Source organism: Hohaiivirga grylli, from assembly GCF_039655745.1.
In the GTDB taxonomy this organism is placed as follows: Bacteria; Pseudomonadota; Alphaproteobacteria; order Rhizobiales; family Beijerinckiaceae; genus Hohaiivirga; species Hohaiivirga grylli.
The window spans coordinates 362050-378758 of the sequence record NZ_JBBYXI010000003.1 but is presented as its reverse complement, the minus strand read 5'-3'; the positions used below and the strand labels follow the sequence as shown (position 1 = coordinate 378758).

Genomic DNA, 16709 nt, shown 5'->3' with positions numbered 1-16709 from the left:
CGGAAGGAAATGGCATGAACGAAGAACAGCTCCGTCGTATGCATGAAGATCAAGGTTTTATTGCAGCTCTTGATCAAAGCGGTGGCAGTACTCCAAAAGCATTGCAGCAATATGGTATTCAGGAGAATGCCTATTCGAATGAAGAAGGAATGTATGATCTTGTGCACGCCATGCGCACACGCATCATCAAGAGTCCGGACTTCAATTCTGATTTTATTTTAGGTGCAATTCTCTTCGAAAATACAATGCACCGTTCCATTGATGGAAAACTGACAGCTGATTATCTTTGGGAAGAGAAAGGTATTATTCCTTTTCTGAAAGTCGACAAAGGATTGGCTGACCTCGAAAATGGCGTTCAACTCATGAAGCCAATTTCTGGTCTGGATGATCTTCTCAAGCAAGCCGTCGCCAAGAACATCTTTGGCACAAAAATGCGCTCGGTTATCAAGAACGCAAATTCAGAAGGCATCGCAGCTGCGATCAAGCAGCAATTTGAAGTTGGCAAACAGATAGCAGCAGCCGGGCTGATCCCAATTCTAGAGCCTGAAGTAGACATCCACAGCCCTGACCGCTCGGAATCAGAGAAGCTTCTGAAACAGGAAGTTAAGAAACATCTTGCAGCTCTTGATACCAAAACAAAGGTCATGTTCAAGTTCTCAATCCCTGTTGAAGATGATTTCTACAGAGACCTGATGGACGACCCACATGTCGTTCGGATTGTTGCCCTATCAGGCGGATACTCTCAGGCAGAAGCAAATGAGAAACTTCTCAAAAACCACGGCTTGATTGCAAGCTTCTCAAGAGCACTGGCAGAAGGCCTTAGCGCTCAACAGACTGACGCTCAGTTTAATGCAACTCTGTCTGCATCCATCAAAGCAATCTATAGCGCTTCAATTACATAAAAACTGATACAAATGTGTCCCCGGACTTTCCCTTTGACATTTCCGGGGACACACTTATTGCTCTAGCGCAAACAAATTTCATATTTAGCTCTTTAGCCCCATTTATTGCCTCAAAATTTCGACTTCGCTTATTTTAAATCAAAGATATTTTTCATCTCCCTACATAGCCTTTACTCAGCAACAAAACAAAAACTGTTGCCGATGAACCTGAGGCTCATTCTCTAAGCTCATCGATACAAAAGACACTCTTAGCCGATGTCATGCCTGTGTTTACTCAACAGGCAGGCCGTTGGTGGGGAACGTAAATATGGCAAGGTCTCGGAGGTTTTTATGATTAATAGAAGAAACGCTCTCCTTCTTACAGCAATCTCAGCAATGACAGTTCCATCCTTGGTGAATTCAGAAAAAGCCTGGGCAGAAGAAGTTTCAAAGCTCCCACGTAAAAAAGTGGATCTGGTACCCGCTCCAAATGTTCATCCTCACGATCAGGTCGCAAAGGATGGCCCCAAGGTTGTAGAATTCCGGATGGTCATACAAGAAAAGCAGATTACAATTGATGATGATGGCACCAAGGTTCATGCCTTTACTTATGATGGTGATGTCCCCGGACCATTGATGGTTGTACACCAAGGCGATTATGTTGAACTGACTCTTGTTAATCCAGAAACCAATACGCTGGAACACAACATTGATTTTCATGCCTCAACAGGCGCTCTCGGTGGTGGTGCACTGACTATTGTTAATCCCGGCGAGGAAGTTGTTCTACGGTTTAAGGCCGACCGGGCTGGCGCATTCGTCTATCACTGTGCTCCCGGCAATGTCATGACACCCTGGCATGTCGTTTCCGGCATGAATGGCGCTATTCTGGTTCTTCCCCGTGATGGCCTGAAAGATGGTGCCGGCAAATCACTGCAATATGACAAAATCTATTATATCGCAGAACAGGATTTCTATATTCCGAAAGATGAAGACGGTAAGTACAAGACCTACGATACACCTCTCGAGTCTTTCCCGGATATGGAAGCGGTTATGCGTACGCTGACCCCAACCCATGTCGTCTTTAATGGTCATGCAAGTTCCATGACAGGGGCAAAAGCCTTGCCTGCCAAGGTTGGCGATCGTGTACTTATCATCCACGCTCAGGCTAACCGTGACAGCCGCCCTCACCTTATTGGCGGCCATGGTGATTATGTTTGGGAAACAGGTAAATTTGCAAACCCGCCATTACTCGACATGGAAACATGGTTTGTCCGTGGTGGTTCAGCCAGTGCTGCTCTTTACACCTTTAAGCAGCCCGGTATTTACGCCTATGTTACCCATAACCTGATTGAAGCAGCAATGCTTGGTGGCACGGCCCACTTCAAGGTTGAGGGTGAGTGGAACAACGATCTGATGAAACAGGTTGCCGCCCCTCGCCCAATTACCAAAACAGATAAGAAATAATCTGGAAGCCATATCAAATGCAGCTGCGGCGTATAATGAATATATGCCGCAGCAATCTACCGGGGGTGGCTATGCGCATAACCATTTATACGATCATAGGCCTTTTAAGTGTGGCCATCGTATTTTACTTCATGGGCCGAAGTGATGGCTCAATGCGCCAGAATACAGCAGATATTGTTATTGTTCCGCCTGGTGAATTTCTTTACCGGACTTCCGGTGAGTTTAATAAGAATAATCGGCCAATAGATGCCCCATTAAAGAAGATCAAATTTACAAAACCACTGACCATTATGCGGGCTCAGGTCAGTGAAATGGATTACCAGAAATGTGTTGACGCCGGTGGATGTAAACCTCTTTCACAGAGTAACCCATCAAGAAGTGATTTTCCGGTTGTCGGCGTCAGCTGGCAGGATGCAACGGATTACGCTAATTGGCTATCAAATCAGACCAGTGAAATCTGGCGTTTACCAACCGATATTGAATGGTCGTATGTAGCCGGATCGCGTTTTAAAGACGATGCTCTTGCTTTAGGAGAAGATGCAGATTTTGCTCAACGCTGGATTGCCCGATACGATCTGGAATCAGCTCGAAAACTTGAAGGCGATCATAAAACACAAAAGATTGGCTCTTTTGGTGAGAATGAAAAAGGGCTTCTGGATATAGCAGGCAATGTCTGGGAATGGACGAATTCCTGCTTTTCACGAAATAATCTAAACGCCGACGGCCAGCCGGCAAATGAACCATTTGTTGTCTGCGGAATTCGCATTACAGCTGGTCAGCACCGCGCTTATGTCTCAGATTTTATAAGAGATGCACGCGGTGGTGGATGTGCTGCCGGCATTCCTCCGAGTAATCTTGGTTTTCGTCTTATCAAAGGTGAAGAAGGCTCTTCCCTTTTCGAAAAGCTGGGTTCAATCATTCGCAGATGATCTAAAGCAAAAATTATTTGCTCATTGGCAACGAACTTTCTCAGCATTGGTTGATATTGCGCCTATCAATTATTTGAAGCGGAACAGCCATGCCTATTGCAACGAAGAAGCCTACACGCCGAAACACGCCGGATGGTATCCCCTTTCTCTCTTATGGCTTCAGACCATTTTTCTTTCTTGGTTCAATACAGGCTGCTTTTATCGTCCTATTCTGGATACCGATATTTTACGGGCATATAACCTCTTTCTCAGCACTTCCTGCTCTTGAGTGGCATATACATGAACTCCTTTATGGCTATCTGAGTGCTGCCGTTGTTGGCTTTCTCTTAACCGCTGTTCCCAACTGGACGGGGCGTCTGCCTGTTTCCGGCCCGCCACTCGGAGCATTAGTTGCCTTATGGCTTGCGGGACGTTTCTTCATATCCGCCTCAGAGTTTACAGGGCTCACATTCGCAGCAATTATTGACGCCTCTTTCCTGTTTGTTGTCATTGGCGTTATTGCAAGAGAGATCATCGCAGGCAAAAATTATCGAAATCTACGCGTATTGGCAGGTGTCATTCTTCTCATGATTGGCAATACCTGTTTCCTTTTTGAGGTCATTACCAAAGGCTATGCCAATTACGGCATACGCATTGGTATTGCCGCAATGCTCATGCTGGTTGTCCTGATCGGCGGACGAATAATTCCAAGCTTCACACGGAACTGGCTCGTACAGAATAACCCCGGTCGTATTCCTATTCCATTCAATCGTTTTGATGGTGCAACAATACTAATATCAGGCATTGCACTGAGCTGTTGGATATTCTGGCCACAAAATCAGATATGCGGTGCCTTATTCATTCTTGCCGGAATCATGCAGTTTGGCCGTCTGATACGTTGGGCTGGCGACAGAACGCTCGCTAACCCATTACTTGCCATATTACATGTTGCCTACCTCTTCATTCCATTTGGATTTATTCTTGAAAGCCTTGCCATATATGAACTGGTGGCTACCAGTGCCGGTATTCATGCCTGGACATCTGGCGCCTTTGCCCTGATGACGCTTGCCGTTATGTCTCGTGCAAGTTTAGGGCATACAGGGCGTGCGTTGAAGGCAACGGTAATCATGCAGGTCATTTATATTCTGGCAGTTTTTGCAGCAGTCACACGTGTATACGCCACTCTTATTGCTGCCAACCAGATATGGGTCTACCTGAGTGGTACATTATGGGTTCTGGCTTTCCTTGGATTTGCAATCTATTACACCCCGATATTCTGGGGGCCTAAACAGCGTTAAATAAAAAACCCGGCTGACACAGCCGGGTTTTTACCAATGAAAATGAGCTTCTGTTAGCGTTTGGCAAAAAACTCCAATGCCACCTGCGGGAAAAGCGCATAACTCAAAACGTCATCCAGACTTGCATCAGGATATCCCTTTTCAGCAAGTTCATGACGCATCATATCCATTTGTGGCTTTATTCGGTTAGCCGGGCGCTCTGTAATTATTTCAGCATCGCCTATAATAGCCTTAGCTACCTCAGGATTCACCGGATGTGGTGTCCGCCCGTACAAACCACGGCACAGATCACGAAACTCAATAGGCACCATCGAATAACGTTCACCAAGGCCGACATTCATGGCAGCCATAGAACCTACGATCTGGCTGGTTGGCGTCACAAGTGGCGGGTAGCCAGCATCAGCACGAACCCGTGGCATTTCCTCAAGTAACTCAGCGTATTTATCTGACCACCCCTGCTGGGCAAGCTGAGAGCGCAGATTGGAGAGCATACCGCCCGGGATTTGATAGGTCAGAACCTTGGCATCAACATCAAAAGCCGTATCAAGCTTAAACTCTTCTTCAATCTTGATTTTCACATCACGGAAATAATCAGCAATTGGGTAGAGTTGTTCTTTACTCAGGCCCGTATCCCGCTCGTGTCCTTCAAACGTGGCAACAAGGGCCTCGGTTGCAGGCTGCGAAGTACCAAGAGCAAAAGGTGACAGAGCACAGTCAACGACATCCGCACCCGCTTCGGCAGCTTTAAGATAAGCCATGGATGCCATACCACTTGTATAGTGACTGTGGATGTGAACAGGCAGATGGGCTGTCTTGGGGTTTGCCTTCAAACGGGAAACCAGATCATAGGCCGTGTAAGGCGCCAGCAATCCGGACATATCCTTGATGACAAGAGAATCGACCTCGTGGGCAGCAAACTCCTCACCAAGCTTCACAAAACCTTCGTTAGTGTGAAATGGGCTGAGCGTATAAACGATGGAAGCCTGAACATGAGCTCCCGTCTTCTTGGCGGCACGAATGGATGTCTCAAGATTACGAACATCATTCAAAGCATCGAAAGCTCTGATGACGCTGATGCCACTTTCAACCATGCGGTTGATAAACGTTTCAACAACATCATCCGCATAATGGTTATAGCCAAGAATATTCTGACCACGCAGCAACATAGAAATAGGCGTTTTTGAAAGTCTTTTGCGCATATTACGCAGACGTTCCCATGGGTCTTCACCCAGAAAGCGCAGACAACTGTCAAATGTTGCACCACCCCAACCCTCAAGCGCCCAATACCCAACATCATTCAGGGCTTCCAGCATTGGTTCCATCTGCTCGAAACGCATACGTGTAGCAGCCAGAGACTGATGACCGTCACGTAAAACCGTTTCCATTATGCCGAGTGGTCGAACACCCTTTGCGTTAGCTTCTTTATAAACGGGTTTAATCGGGGCAAATGAAGCCATAAGAAACCTCAAAACAAAACTAATTTTCTACTGGAAGAACAGTAACACTTTATATTTCCGTGTCCATCAACCCAATGGATGTTTTTTCTGATGATTGTGGAATCTTAAAGCACCTGAAAAATTGCAATAAAAAATATTTTTTCTAATATCTCATTGCCGTCTGGCGATAAAAACAGACTGCATTAAATTATATATGAGCTTACTCATAGCAAAGCTTGTGGCATTTAGCCGCCGATCGGGAGTGTATTATGGCAATTACATTAACAACATTTCAGGGACGTTGTGGCGATCGCAATGGTAAAGGCACACCGGGCGCACGCGCACTTGCAAAGAAGCTTGCAAAGTACCTTACTCTCCAGCCAGAAATTATTGGCAAATCTACACCTGCTGCCTATGAAGGATGGGAGGCAGAGCTTAAGGCATCAAGAGCAGGTTTAAGGGAGCTTTCAGAGCATCTTGCAGCCATTGTAGAAAATGGCACGATACCTGTCACAACAATTCCACGCTGCACCGCAGCTTTGGCGACAATTCCGGTTATTGCGCAACAATACCCGGACGCCTGCATAATCTGGTTTGATGCGCACCCTGATCTGAACACTCCCGAAAATACGGCAAGCGGTTATCTGGGAGGAATGGTACTGGCTGCGGCCGCCGGACTTTGGGAAAGCGGTTTGGGAAAAGGTTTAAAGCTTGAGAATATTGCACTGGCTGGCGCTCGTGATATCGATCCGCCAGAACAGGAACTGATCTCCAAAGCCGCCCTCCCTGCTCTTTCACCATCAGAGCTCAATCCACAAAGTATGCTGGATGCCTTGGCTGGCAGACCTGTCTATATTCACATTGACTGCGATGTCTTTGACCCAAGTGAATTACCCGCAGAATACGTCTGCCCCAATGGTATCACCATGGCACAACTACACTCAGTATTTGATGCGCTTGCAACACGAGGTGATATCATTGGACTGGAGATTTCAGAATTTGAAACGCAGGAAACTGTTACAGAACAGAATGTTCTGGCAACACAGCTGGTAAATGCCCTAAGCCCCGTATTGAACTATTTAAGAAACAAAACCACCTAGGCCCATATCAGCCTTATTCGAATATCTTCTTGAAAAACGTATGGAGGTAAGGCGTCACGGTTTCATTAACATCTGCCATTGAGCGAATGGCTTTGAAACCAAACAGTTCAGGATCTTTTTGAGCGGAAATGTTGCGTATCAAAAGCTCAATCGCCTCGTCTGCATCAACATTGAGCTGCATGGGTTTCAGATAAACCAGATATGGGCTTTGTGTCACGACGATCCAGTCATCAGAAATCTCGACATCTGAAGGCGTCAGACCCGTCTCTTCTTCAAGCTCACGCGTAACACTCCCGAGAAAATCAACAAAGCCACCTTCACGAATATCACTTAAATCAGGCGTTCCTCCTGGAAAATAAACTTTCCCTGCATTCGCAGTATGATCTCCCATCACACCACAGATATAGGCACCATCTTTGCTGCGTAGTGCGGCAAGAGCAAAACCATTGATGATACCTGTATCTGGAATACCCTCATCAAACCATTTCAGAAAACTGGCAAAATCTGTTTTGAAGTAGGTTGCAGAAGAACAATCCGCTTCTGTTTTCCAATTCCGAGCCATTAATATCTGGCCATTGAAAAACTTTGGTTTCTTCTTAATGATCTCCTGCCAGGCAAGATCAATGGTAGCCCTATTCTGTTCAGACCATTCCCATGAGGTATCATCAACCCATGTATCAAGTTTCTTTACCCATAAAACCGAAGGAGCATCTGTCATAACACTAACTCACCCCGTGCTGTCACAACAGCATAACCTCCAATTTCAGAGTAGCTTACAGCACCATTCTCAAGCACCATTTCAAGGGCAAGCTCACTTGGACGACCCATTTCAAACCCCTGCCCGATTGCAAAATTATGTTTGCCATCTCCCATAGGTTCAAACTGCATTAAAGCACCTGTAAAAGCAGCAACCGCTGAACCAGTTGCAGGGTCTTCACTGAAGCCCATCCCAGTCGTAAACATTCTCGCCCTGAAACGCCTGTCTGTCCCGGAGCCATCGCGACTATAGGCATAAATAGAACCACGACCATCATCACCAAAGACCTTATCAAAGGCCTCATTATTGATTTTAATCCGTGAGAGAGCTTCAACTGATACGACAGGGATAAAATCATATGTGACACCAGCCGTATATCGGCTTGGCTCATGTCGATCAAAACCAATATCTTTTGGCTCTAGTCCAAGTGCCCAGGCACAAGCCGCAATATCTCTTCCCTCACCCCAGCGCTCAGCGTGCTGAGGCAGGCGGAAGCGGGCAAAACCTTTTTCAGCACTTTCAACATCAACAGCACAATTGATTGTACCAATTTTCTCATCGAGCCCAAAAGCAACACTACCTGGCTGACCCTGCTGATCAATTGACGCAAGTAAAAAAGCTGTCCCAACGGTTGGGTGGCCTGCAAAAGGCAATTCCATACCGGGTGTAAATATGCGTAATTGTGCACGTTTCCGCCCAGATGTATCAGGTAAAACAAAGACCGTTTCAGAGAGATTAAACTCCTGCGCAATGGCCTGCATATCCTGATCATTAAGACCATCGCTATCAAGAACCACGGCCAGAGGATTACCTGTCAGGCTATTTTGGGTGAAGACATCAAGAATGACATAACGACGAGAGCCCATTTCACTATATCTCCACGGCATCAAAGCGGTTGCTTGGTGTTACAAACTCATCCTGCGCCGATACGGTCAGAATCTCACGGGCTCCAGCTTCTTTTGTCTTTTTCAGGAGCCCATAAACAGAAGAGGCTGCTTCTGCCACAGCGACACCTGCTGAAGCACTACGCATATAATGAACAAAGAATAAGGCTGAAATGGCATCACCTGCACCATTGATGCTCAAATCAAGCTTTGGTGTGCGAACGCGCCAGAACCGGCCTCCCTCACCAGCCACCAGATCAATCTGATCACTTGGAGTGTCTGCCGTGTTGACCGATGTCACCAGAACAACCTTGGGGCCAATTGATGATAGAGTTGTGATTGCAAGCTTAAGCTGATCAATCGTCTTGACTTCCATTCCGGTTAAATTCTCAAGCTCGAAATGGTTTGGAGTCATGATATCAGCCATCGGGACAGCTTTATCACGCATAAACTCGGGAATACCCGGACGGACGAAGATACCGCGACCAACATCACCAATGACCGGATCACAGCAATACAAGGCTTTCGGGTTTGCTTTTTTAACCCGGCTGACCGCAGATAAAATGGCTGTCCCGATATCGGCAGACCCCATATAGCCTGACAAGACACCATCACATGAACCAAGGACACCACGGTCACTAATTCCGTCAATTAGCTCTTCGATCGAGTGCCCATCAAATACACGGCCCTTCCAGTCACCATAACCGGTATGGTTTGAGAACTGCACAGTATGAATGGGCCAGACTTCGACACCCAGTCGTTGCATTGGAAAAACAGCAGAAGCATTACCAACATGGCCATAAGCGACGTGCGACTGGATAGACAGAATATTCATGATTTCACTCATATATTTTTGAAGTTCTTTGAAAAGACACAAAGCCCTGTTGAAGCTTCTACCTAGAGTATCGACATATAATAACAATGTTTTCTAATGCTAAGAACATTATCTCAGCAATTGTATTTTTTAGCGTAAAGCAAAAGAATTTGCTCTTCCAGCGTTTTCAGAGGCCCAATGGACATCAAGAGTTTCACAGATCCGGTTATCTTGTTTGTGCAGCATAATGCTCATCTTGCGCCTCTGGTATGCGGGTTACTGGCATTTGGAGAATCTCTGGCTGTTGTCTCACTTGTCATACCAGCCTCGACAATTCTTCTGGCGCTTGGTGCCCTGATTGCATCCGCAAATCTGGACTTTTGGCCGATCGCCGGAGCAGCAGCTCTTGGCGCAACACTTGGTGATTGGGTCTCCTACGAAATTGCCAAATATTATAAATACGCTGTCTTCCGTGTCTGGCCCCTTTCTCGTAACCCACAGATGGTAGAGAAAGGCTCAGCTTTCATCCAAAAACACGGTATATGGGCTGTTTTTATCGGGCGTTTTTTTGGTCCATTCAGAGCCGTTGTCCCACTTTTTGCCGGTATATTCACAATGCCGTTTATCCCTTTCATGATCGCCAACGTGGCATCGGCAATCATCTGGGCAATTGGCCTGCTCATTCCGGGCTTAGGCCTGACCTGGCTGATGGCATAAAAAACCCCGCATGAAGCGGGGTTTCTCACAGAACTGATTAGTCCTTGGAGCTGATTAGTTCTTGTTCTTGTCGACCAGAGCCTTTTCCTTGATCCAAGGCATCATGTCCCGAAGACGAGCACCAACCTGTTCGATTGGGTGACTGTCATTGCGGGCACGAATAGCTTTGAAGGATGTCTGGTTGACCTTGTTTTCAAGCATCCAGTCACGTGTGAAGTGACCATTCTGGATGTCTGTGAGAACGCGCTTCATCTCAGCCTTTGTTTCAGGTGTGATGATGCGTGGACCAGTGACATACTCACCATATTCAGCTGTGTTGGAGATTGAGTAGTTCATGTTGGCGATGCCGCCTTCATAAATCAGGTCAACAATCAGCTTCATTTCGTGCAGACATTCGAAGTAAGCCATTTCCGGAGCATAACCGGCTTCAGTCAGTGTTTCGAAACCAGCGCGGATGAGTTCAACCAGACCACCACAAAGAACAGCCTGCTCACCGAACAGATCGGTTTCACACTCTTCCTTAAAGGTTGTCTCAATAATGCCAGCACGGCCGCCGCCATTGGCAGAAGCGTAAGACAGGGCAAGATCATGGGCATTGCCGGAAGCATCACGCCAGATAGCCATGAGAGTTGGAACACCACCACCACGCAGATATTCTGAGCGAACTGTGTGACCAGGACCCTTTGGAGCAATCATGAGAACGTCAAGATCAGCACGTGGTTCAATCAGGTTGAAGTGAACGTTCAGACCATGAGCAAACATGAGGGCAGCACCCTGCTTCATGTTTTCATGCAGGTGATCACGATAGATATCGCCCTGAAGTTCATCAGGTGTCAGCATCATGACAACATCAGCCCACTTTGCGGCTTCTGATACGTCCATGACCTTGAAGCCTTCCTTCTCAGCCTTGGCTGCAGAAGAAGAGCCCTTACGAAGAGCAACTGCGACTTCCTTCACACCGGAATCGCGCAGATTGAGAGCATGCGCGTGCCCCTGACTGCCATAACCAACAATAGCAACTTTCTTGCCCTTGATCAGATTGATATCAGCATCGCGATCATAATAGACGCGCATGGTTTCTTCCTCTTCTTATGAGAGCATCAGCTCTCGTTGTGGCACACTGAAAACAACATTCAGCGCAATGATTAATCCAAACTTGCTGAATTAGAAAAATAAAACAACATCAGCAAGCTTTAAATTGACATAAAATGCCAAATTCTTTCACCGCCGGTTCTTTTCAACCGGCTTCTTCACGCCTCGGCCATTCCTCGCGCCATGGCTGCAATACCCGTACGGGAAACTTCAGAAAGGCCGACGGCTGTCATCATGCGAATAAACCGATCAACCTCATCCGTATTCCCTGTCAGTTCAAAAATAAATGACTCAAGTGTCGCATCGAGGGTTTTAGCGCCAAAGGCCGAAGCAAGACGCATAGCTTCAACACGATGCTCCCCCTTGCCAATGACTTTGACCAGACAAACTTCACGCTCAATAGGCGCACCGTTCATTGTCAGATCAACGACACGATGAACGGGTACAAGTCTGTGCAGCTGACTCTTGATCTGCTGGATGATTGCCTGCGTTCCCGCTGTAACAATTGTAATACGGGAGATATGTCTCTCATGCTCTGTCTCTGTAACAGTCAGGCTTTCGATATTATAGCCACGACCAGAGAACATTCCTGCAATACGGGCTAGAACCCCCGGTTCGTTATCAACGATAACCGCCAGAGTGTGCCGGTTAATCGGCTCCTCAAAAGTTGCTTCCGGATAGTGGGTGTTCATCGCATTCATGTTTCTATCCATTCCTGACGTCACAGTTTCCGCAAAATTTCGGTTGGTTCTTCATCAACTTCATCACTTGGTACAATCCATGTTTCCTTCAGGCCAGCGGCCAGCCACTCTTTAAAAGCAGGCAGGGAAAGGATTGTATCCATATACTGACGCGTATCATCAGAAACCGGGATATTATAAGTATCAAGCCGTGTCACAACGGGTGCAAACATCGCATCGGCGGCAGAGAACTGACCAAACAGAAAAGGCCCTTCTGCCTGATGTGCCTGACGCGCAGTGCGGAAGATACTCTCAATACGAGCAACATCTGCCGCAACCGCAGCACCACGATCTTTCCGGGCATATCTCTTACCAAGGTTCATGGGGCATGCGCTGCGAAGCCCTGTAAAACCAGAGTGCATTTCAGCTGAAACAGCTCGCGCCATAGCACGAGAAGCTTGCTTTGCAGGCCAGACAGGTAACTGCCAGGCATCTGCGGCATATTCCATAATGGCGATACTATCCCAAACGGTTATATCACCATCTTTCAATACGGGGACGCGCGCAGTCTCGCTGTACTTCAGCATCTCAGCCCGTGTTTGCGGCGTATCGAGTGGAATTATGACTTCATCAAAGTCCTTTCCCAGCTGCCGCAGAAGCAGCCAAGGGCGTAAGGACCATGATGAATAACATTTATTACCAATAACTAGTGTCGGCATTGATTCCTCCCAAGCGGATCAGCCACTCTTAAACGAGCTTCTTGCCTTCTTCACCAATGATAGAACCAATATCCTTCACAGCATCACCCAGGATCATATCATTATGAGCCTTACCCGATGGGATCATCGGGAAGCAGTTTTCATTCGGATCGACAACACAATCGAAGATAACCGGCTTGTTCGTATCAATCATCTGCATGATAGACGCATCAAGATTTTCCGGATTATCGCAGCGAATACCAACTGCACCATAAGCCTCAGCAAGCTTCACGAAGTCAGGCAAAGATTCACTGTAGGAATGCGAGTACCGGCCACCATGCAGCAGCTCCTGCCACTGACGAACCATACCCATGTACTGGTTATTCAGAATGAATATCTTAACCGGCAGCATAAACTGCATGGCAGTCGACAGCTCCTGAATATTCATCTGAATGGAGGCTTCACCGGCAATATCAATAACGAGGGCCTCTGGATGGGCCAGCTGGACACCAACAGCTGACGGGAAGCCATAACCCATGGTTCCCAGACCACCTGAAGTCATAAACCGGTTTGGCTCTTCAAACTTCAGAAACTGTGCTGCCCACATCTGATGCTGGCCAACTTCAGTTGTGAAATAAGTATCACGATCCTTTGTCAGCTCCTGCAAACGCTGCAACGCGTATTGAGGCTTAATGACATCTTTGGAATTATGATAGGCAAGACAGTTGCGACTGCGCCACTGCTCAATCTGCGCATTCCAAGCCTTCATAGCTGACTTATCCTGCTGCGGATTTTTGCTTTTCCAGACAGAGATCATGTCTTCAAGAACATGCGCACAATCACCGAGGATCGGGATATCAACGCGGACATTCTTATTGATTGAAGACGGGTCAATATCAATATGAATCTTCTTTGAACCCGGAGCAAAGGCATCCAGCCGTCCCGTGACACGATCATCAAACCGTGCACCGATTGCAACCATAACATCACAATCATGCATGGCATTATTAGCCTCAAAGGTACCGTGCATACCCAGCATACCCAGAAATTGCGGATCAGAAGCAGGATAAGCTCCGAGCCCCATCAAGGTTGATGTAACTGCAAATCCTGTCATATGGGCCAGTTCACGCAAAAGCTCTGCAGCTCTAGGACCGGAATTGATGACCCCACCACCTGTATACAGGATTGGGCGCTTTGCTGAAATCATCAGGTCAACTGCCGCCTCAATACGCTGCATATCACCCTTCAAAATGGGCTTATAGGTCTTATGCTTGTTATCTGCTGGTGGAGCATACTGCCCCTTTGCAAACTGAATATCTTTCGGCAAATCAACAACAACAGGCCCGGGGCGGCCGTTTGCAGCAACATAAAAGGCCTCATGAAGAACGCGCGGCAGATCTTCGATCTTTTTGACCAGATAGTTATGCTTTGTGCAGTGACGTGTAACGCCAACGGTATCGCATTCCTGAAACGCATCAGACCCAATCAGATGTGTCGGAACCTGTCCCGAGAGACAAACGATCGGGATAGAGTCGAGCATGGCATCGGCCAGCCCTGTGACAGCATTGGTCGCACCGGGACCGGAAGTAACCAGAACACAGCCAACCTTACCCGTTGAACGGGCATACCCCTCAGCAGCATGGACAGCAGCCTGCTCATGACGAACGAGGATATGGCGGATTTTGTTCTGCTGGAACAACTCGTCATAGATAGGTAGCACGGAGCCCCCGGGGTAACCGAATATCACTTCAACACCTTGGTCAACCAAGGCTTCTATAATCATTTCGGCTCCGGTCATCGTCTCGCTCATTGTCCGCTCCGTCCTCTTTTCCTGCTTGTCTTATCATCTATCAGTATTGATTTAGCCAATAAAAAAGGCCCCTAAGAGGAGCCTACACGCCACCGCCAGAGTTTCGGGTCACACCCGCTCCGTCGATGGCTTTCTAATCACGATAAGAACAATGCGCATTTTTGCCGCTCTGAGAATTAAAGTTGCGTGGAAACGTAGCGATTTGTTTAAAACGGGTCAAGCGAAAATCATTACTTTTTGATCATAGCGCTAATATTTTTTCAATATTCCTTTATTTTCAATGCGTTCTCCAGATGTGACATTGCGACCTCCGGTGAAAGCCACTGCCAATCGGACATCTGATGGCGGAACCAGGTGAATTGTCTTTTAGAATAACGCCGTGTATCTGCCTGCCCGCGAATAACGGCATCTGCCAGTGAGCATAAGCCATTCAGATAGTCGATTAAACCCGGCACGCCATGGGCACGCATAATGGGTAACATCGGGTCGAGATTACGCTCTTTCAGAACGCGGACTTCATCCAGAGTTCCCTTATCCATCATCTTTTCAAAGCGGAGATCAATTGTGCTCTTCAGTTTTTCACGATCAGGATTGAGAAAAGCTTTTATGACATTGGCTTGGGACAACAATCCCGGCACACGTTCATCGTGGAAGGATGACAATGTCCGGCCTGTTGCCTTGAATACCTCTAGCGCTCTTTGAACCCGCACACTGTCCGCTGGCTGCAAACGTTTTGCACCTTCAGGGTCACGCTCAGCAAGATAGCGATACAGAGCATCCTGACCTAACTCTTCTGATAGTTTTCTGACGGTCTCACGCACCTCATCAGGCACAGGAGGTACTGCAGACAGCCCTTCCAGAAGCGCTTTAAAATAAAGCCCTGTCCCCCCAATAATGATGGCCAGCTTCTTTGCCTGCCTAGTTTCACCAAGCACAGCTTCAATATCTTTAAGGTAATGTCCAACAGAATAGTTCACAGCACCATCAACCGTGCCATATAACCGATGAGGTACCTGTGCCTCTTCTTCAATAGTCGGACGTGCCGTAATAATTCTCAGATCGGAATAGACCTGCATAGAGTCAGCATTTATAACCACCCCGTCGAACAACTCTGCCAGTCGGGATGCAATGGCAGATTTGCCAGATGCTGTCGGCCCTGCAATGAGAACAGCGTCGATCATGATTTATTGTTGCTCCCTTTGACAGGTCCAGCCCATGTCTCTCGTCGCTACGCTCGTATCCAACCCTAAAAATCCAGTTTTGGAAAATAACCTTGTTGCGCTTGTGCGGCAAACATTGGGTGAAAAGCAAGAGGCAATCTGGCTTGCTGAGGGAATTGCTGCTGACATTCCACTTTCTGTTTCAGATGATATTAGCAGAGTGGAGGTTGCCATCAGAGAGGCTTTAGGCTCTGCACCTATTGATGTGATTGTTCAAAAAGCTGCCAATCGCCGCAAGAAGCTCTTTCTCGCTGATATGGATTCAACCATGATCGGGCAGGAATGCATTGATGAGCTTGCAGATTTTGTTGGCCTGAAAGAAAAGGTTTCCGACATAACAGAACGCGCCATGCGCGGAGAAATTGCATTTGAACCAGCTTTACGTGAACGCGTTGCATTATTGAAAGATTTACCCATTTCCGTTGTTGGCGAGATTATCGAGAAACGCCTAATTTTAACTCCAGGCGGCAAAGAACTTGTCCGCACCATGCGAAAGAACGGCGCTTACACTTGTCTGGTTTCAGGGGGCTTCACCCTCTTCACAAGCGAAATTGGTGCCATGATTGGCTTTAATGAGCACCGTTCAAACACGCTGATCGTTACGGATGGTAAACTGGTCGGACAGGTTGATGACCCGATCATCGGGAAAGAAGCCAAGCTGGCAACTCTGGTTGAGCTACGCTCTCAGTTTAGCCTTGGAAAAGAAGATACAATGGCAGTCGGAGACGGCGCCAACGACCTTGCCATGTTGCAGGAAGCCGGAATTGGCATTGCCTATCATGCAAAGCCTGCTGTTGCAAAGGCTGCTCATGCCCGCATCAACTACAGCGATCTCTCTGCCCTCATCTATATTCAAGGGTATGAATCGCAGGATATCGTCACAGAACTCTAGATGACGTATCGGAATGAGTAGAACTATTTCTGATAACCCTAGAATAAAAAAAGGGCAG

16 protein-coding genes are annotated in these 16709 nt (G+C 47.3%); 7 read left to right on the top strand and 9 right to left on the bottom strand.

Annotation, left to right across the window (positions count from 1 at the left end; translation table 11 throughout):
* The first annotated feature begins 14 nt into the window (after positions 1-14).
* The 4 genes from WJT86_RS09875 (at position 15) to WJT86_RS09860 (ending at position 4551) form a co-directional block, all read left to right on the top strand.
* Positions 15-902, top strand: a complete 888-nt coding sequence (locus WJT86_RS09875; protein ID WP_346337396.1) for a fructose bisphosphate aldolase — start codon at positions 15-17, stop codon at positions 900-902.
* A gap of 330 nt (positions 903-1232) precedes the next feature.
* Complete coding sequence (nirK, locus tag WJT86_RS09870) at positions 1233-2345, top strand: copper-containing nitrite reductase (RefSeq protein WP_346337395.1); 1113 nt, start codon at positions 1233-1235, stop codon at positions 2343-2345.
* Positions 2346-2416: 71 nt separating this feature from the next.
* A complete protein-coding gene (locus WJT86_RS09865; RefSeq protein ID WP_346337394.1) occupies positions 2417-3274 on the top strand; it encodes an SUMF1/EgtB/PvdO family nonheme iron enzyme in 858 nt (285 codons plus the stop codon).
* Positions 3275-3363: 89 nt separating this feature from the next.
* A complete protein-coding gene (locus WJT86_RS09860) occupies positions 3364-4551 on the top strand; it encodes an NnrS family protein (RefSeq protein WP_346337393.1) in 1188 nt (395 codons plus the stop codon).
* Between the two features lie 53 nt (positions 4552-4604).
* Here WJT86_RS09860 and WJT86_RS09855 read toward each other — a convergent pair whose 3' ends face one another.
* Positions 4605-6008, bottom strand: a complete 1404-nt coding sequence (locus tag WJT86_RS09855; protein ID WP_346337392.1) for a pyruvate carboxylase subunit B — start codon at positions 6006-6008, stop codon at positions 4605-4607.
* Positions 6009-6256: 248 nt separating this feature from the next.
* Between WJT86_RS09855 and WJT86_RS09850 the strand changes: the two genes are divergently transcribed.
* Positions 6257-7087 (top strand): arginase family protein, encoded by an 831-nt coding sequence (locus WJT86_RS09850; RefSeq protein ID WP_346337391.1) that lies wholly within the window; start codon positions 6257-6259, stop codon positions 7085-7087.
* Positions 7088-7100: 13 nt separating this feature from the next.
* Here the strand turns inward: WJT86_RS09850 and WJT86_RS09845 are convergent, their stop codons facing one another.
* The 3 genes from WJT86_RS09845 to pdxY are packed head-to-tail and all read right to left on the bottom strand — an operon-like array spanning position 7101 to position 9563.
* The gene (locus WJT86_RS09845) at positions 7101-7805 is read right to left on the bottom strand and encodes an NUDIX hydrolase (RefSeq protein ID WP_346337390.1); all 705 of its coding nucleotides are present in this window, start codon (positions 7803-7805) and stop codon (positions 7101-7103) included.
* The gene (locus WJT86_RS09840; protein WP_346337389.1) at positions 7802-8710 is read right to left on the bottom strand and encodes a PhzF family phenazine biosynthesis protein; all 909 of its coding nucleotides are present in this window, start codon (positions 8708-8710) and stop codon (positions 7802-7804) included. The genes WJT86_RS09845 and WJT86_RS09840 overlap by 4 nt, the downstream gene beginning before the upstream one ends.
* Positions 8711-8714: 4 nt before the next feature.
* On the bottom strand, positions 8715-9563 hold the full coding sequence (pdxY, locus tag WJT86_RS09835; RefSeq protein WP_346337388.1) for a pyridoxal kinase PdxY: 849 nt from the start codon (positions 9561-9563) through the stop codon (positions 8715-8717).
* Between the two features lie 177 nt (positions 9564-9740).
* Between pdxY and WJT86_RS09830 the strand changes: the two genes are divergently transcribed.
* On the top strand, positions 9741-10259 hold the full coding sequence (locus WJT86_RS09830; protein WP_346337387.1) for a DedA family protein: 519 nt from the start codon (positions 9741-9743) through the stop codon (positions 10257-10259).
* A 54-nt stretch (positions 10260-10313) separates the two neighbouring features.
* Here the strand turns inward: WJT86_RS09830 and ilvC are convergent, their stop codons facing one another.
* The 5 genes from ilvC to miaA form a co-directional block, all read right to left on the bottom strand.
* On the bottom strand, positions 10314-11333 hold the full coding sequence (gene ilvC, locus WJT86_RS09825) for a ketol-acid reductoisomerase (protein ID WP_346337386.1): 1020 nt from the start codon (positions 11331-11333) through the stop codon (positions 10314-10316).
* A gap of 176 nt (positions 11334-11509) precedes the next feature.
* On the bottom strand, positions 11510-12052 hold the full coding sequence (gene ilvN, locus WJT86_RS09820; protein WP_346337385.1) for an acetolactate synthase small subunit: 543 nt from the start codon (positions 12050-12052) through the stop codon (positions 11510-11512).
* Positions 12053-12072: 20 nt separating this feature from the next.
* Positions 12073-12750, bottom strand: a complete 678-nt coding sequence (locus WJT86_RS09815; RefSeq protein WP_346337384.1) for a glutathione S-transferase family protein — start codon at positions 12748-12750, stop codon at positions 12073-12075.
* A gap of 28 nt (positions 12751-12778) precedes the next feature.
* Entirely contained in the window at positions 12779-14539 is a 1761-nt protein-coding gene (locus WJT86_RS09810; RefSeq protein WP_346337383.1) for an acetolactate synthase 3 large subunit, read from the bottom strand.
* 260 nt (positions 14540-14799) lie between these two features.
* On the bottom strand, positions 14800-15720 hold the full coding sequence (gene miaA, locus WJT86_RS09805; protein ID WP_346337382.1) for a tRNA (adenosine(37)-N6)-dimethylallyltransferase MiaA: 921 nt from the start codon (positions 15718-15720) through the stop codon (positions 14800-14802).
* 34 nt (positions 15721-15754) lie between these two features.
* On the opposite strand from miaA, the gene serB reads away from it, so the two are divergent.
* Positions 15755-16651 carry a phosphoserine phosphatase SerB gene (serB, locus tag WJT86_RS09800; protein WP_346337381.1) on the top strand — a complete coding sequence of 299 codons (897 nt, stop codon included), beginning with the start codon at positions 15755-15757 and terminating at the stop codon, positions 16649-16651.
* Positions 16652-16709 lie beyond the last annotated feature (58 nt).

Coding starts and splice junctions, on each gene's coding strand:
- WJT86_RS09875 (WP_346337396.1), top strand. CDS start 15: ATGAACGAAGAACAGCTCCGTCGTATGCATGAAGATCAAGGTTTTATT.
- nirK (WP_346337395.1), top strand. CDS start 1,233: ATGATTAATAGAAGAAACGCTCTCCTTCTTACAGCAATCTCAGCAATG.
- WJT86_RS09865 (WP_346337394.1), top strand. CDS start 2,417: ATGCGCATAACCATTTATACGATCATAGGCCTTTTAAGTGTGGCCATC.
- WJT86_RS09860 (WP_346337393.1), top strand. CDS start 3,364: ATGCCTATTGCAACGAAGAAGCCTACACGCCGAAACACGCCGGATGGT.
- WJT86_RS09855 (WP_346337392.1), bottom strand. CDS start 6,008: ATGGCTTCATTTGCCCCGATTAAACCCGTTTATAAAGAAGCTAACGCA.
- WJT86_RS09850 (WP_346337391.1), top strand. CDS start 6,257: ATGGCAATTACATTAACAACATTTCAGGGACGTTGTGGCGATCGCAAT.
- WJT86_RS09845 (WP_346337390.1), bottom strand. CDS start 7,805: ATGACAGATGCTCCTTCGGTTTTATGGGTAAAGAAACTTGATACATGG.
- WJT86_RS09840 (WP_346337389.1), bottom strand. CDS start 8,710: ATGGGCTCTCGTCGTTATGTCATTCTTGATGTCTTCACCCAAAATAGC.
- pdxY (WP_346337388.1), bottom strand. CDS start 9,563: ATGAATATTCTGTCTATCCAGTCGCACGTCGCTTATGGCCATGTTGGT.
- WJT86_RS09830 (WP_346337387.1), top strand. CDS start 9,741: ATGGACATCAAGAGTTTCACAGATCCGGTTATCTTGTTTGTGCAGCAT.
- ilvC (WP_346337386.1), bottom strand. CDS start 11,333: ATGCGCGTCTATTATGATCGCGATGCTGATATCAATCTGATCAAGGGC.
- ilvN (WP_346337385.1), bottom strand. CDS start 12,052: ATGAATGCGATGAACACCCACTATCCGGAAGCAACTTTTGAGGAGCCG.
- WJT86_RS09815 (WP_346337384.1), bottom strand. CDS start 12,750: ATGCCGACACTAGTTATTGGTAATAAATGTTATTCATCATGGTCCTTA.
- WJT86_RS09810 (WP_346337383.1), bottom strand. CDS start 14,539: ATGAGCGAGACGATGACCGGAGCCGAAATGATTATAGAAGCCTTGGTT.
- miaA (WP_346337382.1), bottom strand. CDS start 15,720: ATGATCGACGCTGTTCTCATTGCAGGGCCGACAGCATCTGGCAAATCT.
- serB (WP_346337381.1), top strand. CDS start 15,755: ATGTCTCTCGTCGCTACGCTCGTATCCAACCCTAAAAATCCAGTTTTG.